The sequence below is a fragment of the Trueperella bernardiae genome (assembly GCF_001469025.1).
Lineage (GTDB): Bacteria > Actinomycetota > Actinomycetes > Actinomycetales > Actinomycetaceae > Trueperella > Trueperella bernardiae.
Genome location: NZ_LNIZ01000008.1, coordinates 37765 through 49899 on the forward strand (window position 1 = coordinate 37765; position 12135 = coordinate 49899).

The following is a 12135-nucleotide window of genomic DNA, read 5'->3' on the forward strand; positions in this document are numbered from 1 at the left end:
CGTCACCGAAGAGAGGGGAGGACCACATGGGTATTTTTGATAAGGCCAAGGAAATGCTCAATAGCGACCAGGCAGAGGAGTACTCGGACAAGGCCCTCGACCAGGCAGAGAAGTTTGCCAAGGACAAGGCTGGCGCCGAGCACGCCAACAAGATTGAGAAGGTCCGTGACGAGCTCGATGCCCGCGTGGGCAACGAGAGCTCGAGTGCGGCTCAGTCCCCGGTTGTGGATGAGTCATAAAACCCCTTAGCCGGGTGGGGCGCTGACCAGCGGGTCAGCGCCCCACTTTTATGCCCGGGACTTTATGCGCGGGTACTCTTATGCCCGCGGGCCGAGCTCGAGTGCGGCCACGTCCAGAAGCCAGGGCTCGCGTGGGATGACCTCGGGGGCGATGTCGGCGAGGTCGGCGTCGGCGGGCAGACCCAACGATTCGAGGAGCAGCGCGCGGACCGATCGGGGGTCCCAGCCGAAGGCGGCGAGGTCGGTGAGGGTAACGGCGCCGTCGCGCTTGGCCAGCCGCACCCCGTCGAGGTTGAGCACGAGGGGCACGTGAATGTACTCGGGGGTCTCGTAGCCGAGTAGGCGCTGAAGGTAGACCTGGCGCGGGGTGGAGGGAAGGAGATCGTCGGCGCGGACGATCTGCGTGACGCCGAAGTCCCCGTCATCCACCACAGAGACGAAGTTATAGGAGTAGGCGCCGTCGCCGCGGCGAATCACGAAGTCGTCAACGGCGCCGGTGTAGCGGCCGGCCAGCCGGTCGATGACCTCGAGCTCGTCTACCTCGGCGCGGAGTCGGTAGGCCGGGCCGCGGTTCATTCCGGCGAGCTTGGCACGGCCCTCCTCACGCTCGGCCTCGGTGAGGTCACGGCACGTGCCGGCGTAGCAGCCGGGCGGCCGGTGAGGAGCGGAGGCCACGTCGGCCAGTTCGCGGCGGGTGCAATAGCACTCGTAGAGCAGACCGCGCGCGATGAGCTCGGCGAAGATCTGCTCGTATCGGTCGATGCGGGTGGACTGGTGGAGGACGTCACCGTCCCAGTCGACGCCGATCGCGTCGAGGTCTGCGAGCTGGCGATCATAATACTGCGGCCGTGACCGATCGTCGAGGTCCTCCATGCGCATGTGAAAGCCCAGCCCCTCGCGGCGGGCAAAAGCCCAGGCCAGAAGAGCGGTTCGCAGATTTCCCAGATGGAGATCGCCCGTGGGCGAGGGTGCATAGCGGCCGGTCACGGCGACAGTCTACCCTGCTCACGCTCGGCCCGGCGCCGGGTGGGATCCCCTCCCCCAGGCGGATTGTTGACACAACTCGTGAATCTGGGGCCACCCGGGTTCCTCTAGGGATCGGTAGCCGGTATATTCACGAGTTCTGTCGGACCGGGCGCAGGGGCATGGGGTGGGCCCCGGAAGAGCAGTTCTTCCGGGGCCCACCGCTGACTGGTGTCAGCTTGTCAGCCAGCTAACTAGCCAGGAGTGCTCATGCCTAGCTGATGGCGACCATCGCCTGCCAGCCATGACCGACCTGGCGGGCAGCGCCCCACCAGCCATTGGCCTGGTTCTTGTAGGCGAACATGGCACCATCCTCGCGGATACCGACCAGGTCAAGCCTGCCGTCCCCATCCACATCACCAGGAACCGTAGCCTGGACAAAGGAATCCCAGCCATGCCCGATCTTGCCCGCACCATACACACCACCGTCGGCAGCCCCGGCGTAGGCATACATCGAACCATCAGCCGCAATCGCCACCAGATCGCTGTAGGAGCTACCCACGAACTGGCCCGGAGCCAGAATCGTGGTCATATTCGACCAGCCGTGACCAATCTTGGTCCCACCAAACAGGCCGTTCACTCCCACCTGGTAGCGGTACAGATCACCGGTTGCCACATGACGCGCCACCACATAATCAGTGTTGGCAGCGCCAAGCTTGCCTGCGAAGACGACATTATCCATGCCATCCCAGCCATGGCCAGCCTGCATACCCTCCACCAGGAAGCCGTCGCCCTGCGAGTAGTAGTAGAACAGGGAACCGTCAGCGTACTTGACCAGCACATCCGCCCGACGATCGCCGTTGACATCACCCATCGCGGCGATGTCAACGATCTGGTTCTGGCCGCACATCACAATGCCCTTGTGGTAGAAGCCGCCCTTGCCATCATTAGCGTAGAAATGCACCGCGCCGACCTCATCCACCGACCACAGATCAGCCAGCTTATCGCCAGTCGCATCACCCAACACGCCCGTCGCACGCGACGGGGCGGCCGGACGATCCATCACCACGCACTGCCCAGGCTCAGGCTCCGGCTCGGGATCAGGTCCGGGCTCCGGCGCCTTCACCGTGAAGTCCCACGACTTTTCCGCACCCGCGGCCAGCTCAAAGCCCTCCGCGGGCTCGGCCGTCACCGTCACAGTCTGGCCAGGCTTCACCTCAACAGTTCCGGTGACCTCCCGATCGCCGACCTTGTAAACCACACCCTCAACGGTCGGGATCGTGACCATACCGGCGCCATCCATAGTCGGCGCCTTCGGGGTTACCGGCGCCTCGGGCTCGACATTCTCAAGAACCTTGAGGCTGATCTTGATCGGGTCGTGATCCGACGAGCGGAACGCCGTGGTGTCGTAGAGCTCCTTGTACTTGACGTTGTAGTTGTAGCGCGAGTACTCAAAGGCGAGCGGCTCGTCCGCGTTGATGTCCCAGATGTCGCCGCCGACCACAAGGTCAAGAGCCATCTGGTTCGCCAGCACGTGATCGAGCGAGCCCTGGTAAGCCGAGAACTGGTAGGTCTGCTTCTCCGGAGCGAACTTAGGAGCAAGATCGGTGTAACCCTTATCGGCCATCGCAAGGATCGGATCCTCAGCCGAATAGGCGTTGAAGTCTCCGAGCAGGAAGATCGGCTTGCCAGCGAACTCCTTCTCCACCCACGCAAGTAGGGCCTGGGCCTGCTTCACGCGCAACTTGTTGTTGTTGCCCTGGTAGACATCGGTATCGGACTTATCCGAGAGGCTGCCCTTCGACTTGAAGTGGTTCGCGACAGCCACGAAAGACTTGCCCGATGCCTTGCCATTGGCATCGAGAGCCTGGAACTCCTGCGCGAGCGGCTCACGGGCCTTACCGGTGAAGTCCGCGCTCCCGATCAGGATCTTGGACGCGCCCACCGGCTCAACCTTCGCAGGCTGGTAGATGAACGCCAGACGGATTGCGTCCTCGCTAGCCGGAACCTGCTCCGGCGACTTCACGGCCGCCCACTTATCCGTGCCTGCGCCCTTGTTCAACTCGGCAACCAGGGTATCGAGCGCGGCGTCGCGATCCTTGTTGAACTTCTTGGAATTCTCAATCTCCTCGAGGCCAACCACGCTCGCGTCGAGCTGGTTGATCGCGGTGACAATCTTGTCCTGCTGGCGCTTGAGGTTCACGGCATCGGCCGCGCCGCGGGCATCACAGCCGTTAGCGGTAATGAGATTGCCCGCGCGATCCTGGTAACCCTTGCAATTCAGCTGGTCGCCCGTGGTGATGAAGTAGTTCAGCACGTTGAAGGTGGCCAGCGACACGTCGCCCAGGTTCTCCGGCGCAGAGGGCCGTTCGTTGTTGGAGAAGGACACCCAGTTGACCGAGTTGTCCTTGAAGCTATCCTCCGCACCCTCAACGTTGACCGGCTCGGTGGGCTGAATCTTCCAGGTGTTGTCGCGGTAATCGATGATCATCGGCTGCAGGAAGTTCACCTGCGCGCCGGCGCGTGCCGGGTTCTTCACATCGAGGTACGCCACCGGGATGCGGTGGTTCGCGTACTTGAAGTTAACCAGATCGAAGGAGATGCCGTCGTCGAGGTTGATCAGCTTAGACTCGTTGTCCTCATTGAGAGCAGCGATCTCAGTCGGGTTCTTCGCCGGGTTGTAAAGATCCGAGGGCTGACGCAGAGGTTTATCCCCCGGGGTCAGGCCGAGCTCGCCCCAACGCGCCGTGAAGATCGTCTTGTTCTTGCTCGTATTGTTCTGCAGGTAGTTGTTCGTGATCGTCATCGGGGCCTTGATATCAACCAGCATGCCCTCGTACTTCTCACGAGCCTCATTCCCCACAGGGAACTCGTTCAGCACCACCGGCTTCGGATCCACGACGCCGTCCTTCGCCATCTTCTCCACGGCGGTGAGGTCCTTGAGCTGCGTCAGACCATAGTACTCGGCGGCCGTGCCCGTCACGCGCACGAAGTCGCCCTTGGCCAGGGTCTTGGAGAACTTCAAGCCGGCGTCGAACACGAAAATACCGTGCGAGGCGTTGCCGTCATGGGTGCCACCCGTACCCTGCGTCTGCATGTAGAAGCCACTGAAGCCGCCCGTGGTGTAGAGCGCCGTAACGACGCCCTCCGTGGTCACGGTCTTACCCTCCAGCGGGGTCTTGTCACCCGTGCCCTGGATGTCCGCAATCGCTACGACGTTGCCAGGTTGTGGCTCAGGCTGCGGATCCGGGTCGGGTTCAGGATCCGGGTCCGGATCAGGATCGAGCGCGCCCGAGCCGTTCATAGTGTGCTTGCCCAGGTCGGAGATGTCGTCAATCCCCTTCGCGTTCCATTCGACGGTCACGTCGAAGGCGTCGTTCGGGTTCGTGTCTCCAGCAGTCACATTCGGCTTGCGGATCAGAGTCTTGTTCTCGCCGAACTTCGCGGTGTCACCAATCTGGCCGAGCGAGTCGACCACCTGGTCGCCCTTCTTGAGCACGAGCACGTCATCGCCGTTGAAGTTAGTGACGCTGCTCGTCAGCACGGCCATCGAGCCATGGATCTTGGCCTGCGAGTTGGCGAGGATGAACGTGGCACCCGGCGCAAGCGTGGAGGACAGCGCTTGCGGGTTCTTCGTGGTGGTGGCACCGTTCGTGTACAGCTCCATGGTGTACTGGCTGAGGTCAATCTCGGCATCCGTGCCGTTGTACAGCTCGATGTACTTGTTGTTGCTTGACCCCTCAACATATTCACTGATGATGAGGTCGGTCGCGCCCGTGGAGTCCGCCTGCGCTGGCAGCGTGGCCAGCGGCAGGGCAAGCACAGTAGCGGCGAGGGCCGCGACTAGAGTGTTTCTGCGTTTCACAGTTTTCCCTTCGTGTGATGTTCAAACGTAATTGCACGCCTTAATCGCAACAATACTTGCCGGGTCCGACAAAAAAGTGTCCGCTTGGTTAACATCCTTGTTCACCTTGGCGTCTAACAACCATACATCCTCACACACGAACTATAAGATGGAATAAGGGAGGACTTTTATGGAAGAATTCCGGCGCGGCGCCATCATCATTGGTGCAGGTCTCATGGGTATTTCGCTCGCTGAGCGTTTTTTCGAAATCGGCACGACGCCGTGGGTCGCCGCGCGTCGTCCGGCCACCGAGCTCGCCGCCACGCTGGGGGCGCAGGCCCGCGCGATCGACGTCGTTGACATCAAAAATCTTCCCGCCAAGGCGCCCATTTTCCTCGCCGTGCCACTGTCCGCACTGGAGACGATCCCGGCCGAGGCGCTGGACGGGAGGCTGGCGATCGACGTCGGGAACTATTGGCCGCGCCTCGACGCCGCGAGCCGGTTTGCGCGCGAGCCGCGGGCGTCGAGCCTGATCACGCAGGAGTTATTCCCCGCCGCGCGCGTGGTCAAGACGCTCAACCACCTAGCGTATTCGGACCTCGCCTTCGACGCGCGCCCTCACTCCACCGACTACCGCCGCGGGCAGTGTGTTGCCGCCGACGACGCCGAAGCCCGGCTTGCGGCCGCACGGATCGTTGACGCGCTGGGATTTGCGCCGGTAGACGCCGGGCCGTTGGCGAACGGGCGGCTGTTTGGGCCGGGCACGCAGGTTTTCAACGGCGGATGGCGAACGGCCGAGCAACTAGCGCGCATTGTGCGCAGGCTCGGGGACTACCCGGCCGAACCGTTTGCCTTGGATTAGTGCGGGAAAGGGGGGGCGGCAGAAAAAGTGTCGGAGGGGCGTTTTAGGATGAGGGCATGACGATTTTTGATTCGATGGAACAGTTCATTGCGCAGCCTCGCGTGACCTCGCTTGCCACGCGGCACGGGCGCACGGTCGCCACCGTGGCGCGGCTGGCGAAAAAGAAGGATAAGTATGTCTCCACGCTGGTGGAGATCACGGGCGGCGCGCCGCGCACGCTCACCCGCTCGGTCAAGGGCGAGGGCCTGATGGCGATCGGCGAGCGCGGGGAGGTGTACTTCACCTCCGGCCGGGATGATGATCGCGGCGAAGGCGAATCGAACGCGCTGTGGATGCTACCGCCAAGCGGCGAGGCGCGGGTGGTGCTGCGCACGCCCGGCTCGATCGGCTCGGTGACGGCCGAGGGCGGCAAGCTGCTGCTGACGGTCAACGTGTTCCCGGGGCACTCGCTGGAGGAGGATGCGAAGCTCGTGGCCGAGCGCAAGGAACGCGGGGTCAGCGCCATCCTCCATGAGGCCTTCCCCGTGCGATTCTGGGATCACGACCTCGGGCCGGCCTACCCCCAGCTGTTCGTGGCGGACGCGCCGGAGCTGGAGGACTTCTCGGTGGAGGGCCCGGAGGGCGGCGTGCCGGATGGCGCCGCGGCTGAGGGTGTGTCCGGAGATCACGGTGCGAGTGGTGAACACGGCGCGGCTGGTGAGGCCGGAGACGCGGCCGGTGGCGAGTCGAAGCTGCCCACCTCGGAGGTGAAGCTTCGGCACGTACCCACGCCGGCGGGCCGGCTGGCGGGCGTGGCGTTCTCGCCTGATGGTGCGCGGGCGCTGGTAACGATCAGTCAGACGGTGAAGGATTCCACCGAGCAGGTCTTCTCGGTGTGGGAGGTGGAGCTGGCCTCGGGTGAGGCGCGGGAGGTGGCGATTGCCCCGCGCGAGCGGGAGGACGTGCCCGATTACCGCTCCTATTCGGCGGGCAGCTACTCGCCGGAGGGGACGCGGGCCGTGGTTTTCGTGGAGTCGGGAAACGTGGACGGTCAGCCGTTGCAATCCTGGGCAGAGGTCTGGGACCGGGGCAGCGGCCAGCGCACCCGGGTTGAGTTCGGCGACTGGCCGAGCGAGGTGGCGTGGCTGAGCGAGTCCGCCTTCGTGCTCGGCGCCCCGCGCAGGGGCCGGCAGTCGTTGTACGTGGTGGATCTGGAGAAGGGCACGGCCTCGCTCCTGACGCATGACGACTTCGCGTACACGAACGTGGGCGTGCGGGAGGGCACGATCTACGCGCTGCGTTCGGCGATCAACCAGCCGCCCTGCCCGGTTAGCGTGGCACTCGACAGCACGGTTAAGGAGCTCGCGCCGCTGACGCCGGCGGTCCAGGCGCCGGGCCGGCTCGATGAGGTGACGGCCCACGGCGAGGACGGCACGGAAGTGCGCGCCTGGCTCTGGTTGCCGGAGGGCGCCAGTGCGGAGGCGCCGGCTCCCCTGCTCGTCTTCGTGCATGGTGGCCCATGGGGCACGTGGAATGACTGGACGTGGCGCTGGAACCCGGGCCCATTCGCGGCGAAGGGCTACGCGGTGCTCCTGCCGGACCCGGCGATTTCCACGGGGTATGGCCAGCACATGATCGACCGCGGCAACGACGCAATCGGCGACGCACCCTACACCGACATCCTCGCACTCGTGGATGCCGCCGAGGCCCGGGCGGATATCTCGGGTGAGCGCACGGCGCTACTCGGCGGCTCATACGGCGGATACATGGCCAACTGGATGGCCGGGCACACAGGCACCCGCTTCTCTTGCATCGTCAGCCACGCCTCGCTGTGGAATGTGGGCCAGATGGCCGGCACCACCGATAACGGCGGATGGTACGAGTGGATGATGCCCACACAGGAGGCGATCTACTCCCCGCACCGCTTCGCGGAGCAAATCGAGGTGCCGATGCTCGTCATCCACGGGGATCGCGACTACCGCGTGCCGATCGGGCAGAGCCACGCCCTGTGGCAGGCGCTGAACCGGGTGGCGAAGGTGCGCGGGCACAAGTTCCTCTACTTCCCGGATGAGAACCACTGGGTGCTCAAGCCTTCCAACTCGCTGGTGTGGTACCAGACCGTGATGGCGTTCGTGGATCAGCACGTGCTCGGCAAGGAGTGGCACGCACCCGAGCTGCTCGGGTAGGTCAGGCGCGACTTGTCGGCGCCGGCTCTGGCGCGGGTAGCATGCCCGGCCTGAGTTGGAGTCCCGCACGGGCACGGCTGGTGCCACTAAGATAAGAGGGGTGGAAGGAATGGGTGATTGAACGTGGAAAGGCGAATCTTCGCACACCGTGGGTTGAGCGGGCTCGCGCCCGAGAACACGATGGCGGCGTTCAAGGCGGCCGCCGATCGGGGGTTGACCTGGCTCGAGACCGATGTGGACATCCTTGGGGACGGCACGCCGATCCTCATTCATGACACAGCGCTGGATCGGACAACCAACCGCTCCGGCTCGTACTACGGGCTCGCCAAGGCCGACCTTGCCGAGGTCGACGCCGGCTCCTGGTTCTCTCCCGAGTTCGCCAGGGAGCCGATCCCCACGCTGCGCGAACTGGTCGACTTCATGAACGGCACCGGCATAAACGCCAACATCGAGCTGAAGTCGAACGAGGCCGGCGCCCAAATGAGCCACCTGCTGGTGGACAACGTGCTTGCGGAGCTCGATCGACTCGACGGCCCGAAGCTCATCATCTCGTCCTTCAACCACCTGCTGTTGCGGGAGGTCAAGACGAAGGCGCCCCACCTCTCCATCGGCGCACTGTTCGTGAGAGAGAACCTCTGGCCGGACTGGCGCTCGGTGCTCGAGCTCCTCGAGGCCGACCACATCCACCCCGACTCCCGCGGCCTCACCCGCGAGATGGTCCGCGCCTTCCGTGACGCTGGCTACGGGGTGAACGTGTGGACGGTCAACAGCCCGGCCCGCGCCAACGAACTGTTCAACTGGGGAGTCACAGGCGTGTTCTCGGACGTCCCGCACACCCTCCCCGCCGGGCAAGTTCCCCGGGCGCCCCAGGCGGCCCAGGCCAATTAAGATTTCTTGGACGTATTCGGGGCGATCTTGTCATATGCGAAGATAGGCCCAGAATCGTCCAGATATCTTTAATCGCTGGCGGGCCCAGCACCAAAGGTTGGCGGGCCCGGAACCCAGGGCCGGCGCCCAAGGCCCGCACTAGTCCCAGCCGCCGAAGCGCCGGGGCACGGCGATGCGGCGCTCGGTGTCCCACGGGCGTGACCACCCGGCCACGACCAGCAGGCCATCCAGCAGCATGGCGGTGAAGCCCCAGATCACGAGGTCGCCCACCTGGAAGGCCGCCCCGCCATACTCGCGGCCGGCCGCCGCCCGGTGCCAGCTACCGCGGTTGGCGGGGTCGGCAAGGTCGGCCACCTTCACCAGGTGGATCGCCTCCACCTCGGCAGGGCTCGCCACCGGCTCAAGCGTCAGCGCCGAGTCCCACACGCCTACCACGGGCGTTACCGAGAAAGAGGTCACGGGCAGGGAGCTCGCCGGCAGCTGGCCCCACACCTGCACGCCCTCGCCAGGGATCGCACACTCCTCCCAGGCCTCGCGCAGCGCGGCCTGCACCTCGCTCTCCCCCGGGTCCATGCTCCCGCCCGGGAAGCTCACTTGACCTGCGTGTTTGCGCATGTGGGCGGCGCGTTGAGTGAGAAGAACGGCCGGGTCGTCCGCCGCGTCGAGCAGGATGAGCACGGCCGCCCGGCGCATGCCCTTCCCGGGTAGCGGGTGCCCCGCGTCCACAATCGGATCCAGCTCAGCCGCGAGCGCCGACCGCAGCCGGCCGGCCGTCAGTATCTCGCGCCCGGCCGCACGGCCAAGTTCGCGCCCACGCGCTTGCACAATTGCGTCGCCAGGTTTGCGCCCCGGCTCACGCCCAGCCTCCCCCGGCATTCCGGCCAGCCGGCCCACGGGCATCTCGCCCACGGGTTAGAACAGCCCCTGCGGGACGAGGTAGCGCGGGCGCCAGAGCACCACGTCGTTGCCGGCGACCATTCGCTCGCGCTCCATCTGCTCGCGCAGCGCCGAGCGCAGGTCTTCGAAGCGTTCGGCCATGAGCACGTCGCCGGACGGGTCCGCGGCGAACACCCTGTTCAGGCGGGAGTCGCGGCGGGTCAGCTCGTCGCGCAGCAGCTCGAGGGCGGCCCGCATCCGGGCGTTCTCCCGCTCGAGCCGCTCCCGCGCCCGCTCCGCCTTCTCCAGCCGTGCCTGCAACTCAAAAATCTTCGCGATGCCGGCCAGGCTCACGCCCTCCTCCTGGGACAGGCGCTGAATCTCGACCAGCTTCTCGACGTCGGCCAGCGAGTATCGCCGGCCCCCGCCTCGCGTGCGGTGAGCGGTGACAAGCCCCATCCGGTCATACTGGCGCACCGTCTGGGCGTGCATTCCCGCCAGCTCCGCAGCCACCGTCACCGACAAAATGGGTGCCGACTTCGATACCTTCGCCATCACTCACCTCCTTGACTCTCGGCCCGCCGACCTCCCGGCAGGCCTCCCTTAAATCCTAGCCATCTGATCGAACTCGCGCCGCGGATCGGCGTCGGCGGTCACGTCGCGGAACTGTTCCACGGCGGCCCGCGCTTCGTCCGAGAGCCGCTTCGGCACCACGACCTTCAGGCGCACGTACATGTCGCCCTTCGCCCCGTGGTGGGAGGCGAGCCCCTTCCCGCGCATGCGCATCACCTTGTCCGAGCTGGAGCCGGCCGGCACCTTGACCTTGACCTGCTTGCCCTCGAGCGTGGGCACCTCGATCGTGGCGCCCAGCGCCGCCTCATCGAACGAGACAGGCACGTTGACGTACACGTCCCGCCCGTCGAGATCGTAGACCGGGTGCGGCTCCACGGTGACCTTGACCAGCACGTCCCCGCGCTCGCCACCGTTTTGCCCCTGGCCGCCCTTGCCCTTGATGCGGATCTTTTGGCCGTTCGCGATCCCCGCGGGGATCTTCGCGGTCACCTTCTCCCCGCCGCTCGTCACGGTGACGGTGGTGCCGTCTACCGCATGACGTAACGGGATCGAAATCGACGTCTCCACGTCGGCGCCACGCTCCGGGCGGCGTCGTGAACCGAAGAACCCGAAGCCTCCCTGGCCGTTTGCCTGCGGCGCGCCCTGGCCGAACATCTGCGACAGGATGTCCTCAAAGCCCGGATTCGCCCCATTCGCGGTGAACCGCACGTTGCCGCCGCCGAAGTTCGAAAAGATGTCCTCGAACCCGCCGGCGCCCGGTGAGAATCGCGCGCCGCCGCCGGCCATCGAACGGATCGCGTCATACTGCTTGCGGTCCTCCGCATTCGACAGCACCTGGTACGCCTCGGAGGCGGCCTTGAACTTCTCCTCCGCCGCCTTGTCGCCCGGGTTGCGATCCGGGTGGTACTTGCGTGCGTACGTGTTGTAGGCCTTCTTGATTTCGGCTTCGGTCGCGTCTTTCTTCAGCCCCAGCGCCGCGTAAAAATCCTTCGACATCCAATCCTGACTAGCTGCCATTCTTCACCTCCTTGCCTTCCGTCACTGTTCGTCTTCTACTCCGGGCTCACGACGCCGACCCGCGCCGGCCGCACAACCTTCTCGCCCTGCTTGTAGCCGGGTTGGATGATGTGGGCGACCTGCTGGACCTCCACATCCGCCGACGTGGTGTTCATCAGCGCCTCGTGATGCTCGGGGTCGAACTCGTCGCCCGGTTCGCCGTAGCGTTCGAGCCCAAAGTTCGTCTGTAGCGTCTGCTCGAGCTTGTCCACCACCGCGCCGGCGGGCCCCGTGAGGTCCCCGTGCTGGCGGGCGAGGGCGGCGTCGTCGAGCACGGACAGCAGCGTGTCGATCACCTTCGTGATCCCCGCCTCGTACTGCACGCGCGCCTCCGCCTTCGAGCGCTTGACGTACCCGTTGTATTCCTGGCCGAGGTTGTACAGGTCGGCCTTGCGGCGCGCCAGCTCCTCCTCCAGTTCGGCCACGCGCAGCAGCGCCTGGTCCAGTTCGGACAGCTCGCCAACGACGTCGGTCTGCCCGGTTGCGTCCTCGCCCGCGTCCGTGGCGGGCTGGGTGGTGTCCTGCTCGGGCGCCGCCTGATCGGGGGCCTGGGCGACGTCGTTCATCTGCTCATCGGGCTGGCCACCGAAATTCTCGTTCGTCATGCCCATTCCTTTCTCCGAATGCCTGTACGGACAAGGGGCGGCGTAACACGCCGCCCCCTTCAGC

At 65.3% G+C, this 12135-nt stretch carries 10 protein-coding genes; 4 read left to right on the top strand and 6 right to left on the bottom strand.

The window, feature by feature from the left end:
* The first annotated feature begins 26 nt into the window (after positions 1 to 26).
* Positions 27 to 239: an antitoxin gene (locus tag AQZ59_RS07560; RefSeq protein ID WP_062614062.1), complete on the top strand. Its 213-nt coding sequence runs from the start codon at positions 27 to 29 to the stop codon at positions 237 to 239.
* A 78-nt stretch (positions 240 to 317) separates the two neighbouring features.
* Here the strand turns inward: AQZ59_RS07560 and gluQRS are convergent, their stop codons facing one another.
* A complete protein-coding gene (gluQRS, locus tag AQZ59_RS07565) occupies positions 318 to 1226 on the bottom strand; it encodes a tRNA glutamyl-Q(34) synthetase GluQRS (protein ID WP_062614063.1) in 909 nt (302 codons plus the stop codon).
* 250 nt (positions 1227 to 1476) lie between these two features.
* Positions 1477 to 5067 (bottom strand): ExeM/NucH family extracellular endonuclease, encoded by a 3591-nt coding sequence (locus AQZ59_RS07570; RefSeq protein WP_082661229.1) that lies wholly within the window; start codon positions 5065 to 5067, stop codon positions 1477 to 1479.
* 169 nt (positions 5068 to 5236) lie between these two features.
* On the opposite strand from AQZ59_RS07570, the gene AQZ59_RS07575 reads away from it, so the two are divergent.
* The 3 genes from AQZ59_RS07575 to AQZ59_RS07585 all read left to right on the top strand — a co-directional run bounded on the left by AQZ59_RS07575 (position 5237) and on the right by AQZ59_RS07585 (position 8961).
* Positions 5237 to 5908: an NADPH-dependent F420 reductase gene (locus AQZ59_RS07575; protein ID WP_062614065.1), complete on the top strand. Its 672-nt coding sequence runs from the start codon at positions 5237 to 5239 to the stop codon at positions 5906 to 5908.
* 56 nt (positions 5909 to 5964) lie between these two features.
* Positions 5965 to 8073 (top strand): alpha/beta hydrolase family protein, encoded by a 2109-nt coding sequence (locus AQZ59_RS07580; protein WP_062614066.1) that lies wholly within the window; start codon positions 5965 to 5967, stop codon positions 8071 to 8073.
* A gap of 123 nt (positions 8074 to 8196) precedes the next feature.
* Positions 8197 to 8961: a glycerophosphoryl diester phosphodiesterase gene (locus tag AQZ59_RS07585; protein ID WP_062614111.1), complete on the top strand. Its 765-nt coding sequence runs from the start codon at positions 8197 to 8199 to the stop codon at positions 8959 to 8961.
* A gap of 138 nt (positions 8962 to 9099) precedes the next feature.
* Here AQZ59_RS07585 and AQZ59_RS07590 read toward each other — a convergent pair whose 3' ends face one another.
* From AQZ59_RS07590 to AQZ59_RS07605, 4 genes are read right to left on the bottom strand one after another with little or no spacing between them, the layout of a single operon-like run.
* Positions 9100 to 9861: an NUDIX hydrolase gene (locus tag AQZ59_RS07590; protein ID WP_236698697.1), complete on the bottom strand. Its 762-nt coding sequence runs from the start codon at positions 9859 to 9861 to the stop codon at positions 9100 to 9102.
* Between the two features lie 12 nt (positions 9862 to 9873).
* Positions 9874 to 10392: a heat shock protein transcriptional repressor HspR gene (locus tag AQZ59_RS09855; RefSeq protein ID WP_062614068.1), complete on the bottom strand. Its 519-nt coding sequence runs from the start codon at positions 10390 to 10392 to the stop codon at positions 9874 to 9876.
* Between the two features lie 48 nt (positions 10393 to 10440).
* The gene (locus AQZ59_RS07600) at positions 10441 to 11427 is read right to left on the bottom strand and encodes a DnaJ C-terminal domain-containing protein (protein ID WP_062614069.1); all 987 of its coding nucleotides are present in this window, start codon (positions 11425 to 11427) and stop codon (positions 10441 to 10443) included.
* Positions 11428 to 11462: 35 nt separating this feature from the next.
* Complete coding sequence (locus AQZ59_RS07605; RefSeq protein WP_062614070.1) at positions 11463 to 12071, bottom strand: nucleotide exchange factor GrpE; 609 nt, start codon at positions 12069 to 12071, stop codon at positions 11463 to 11465.
* Between the last annotated feature and the right edge of the window lie 64 nt (positions 12072 to 12135).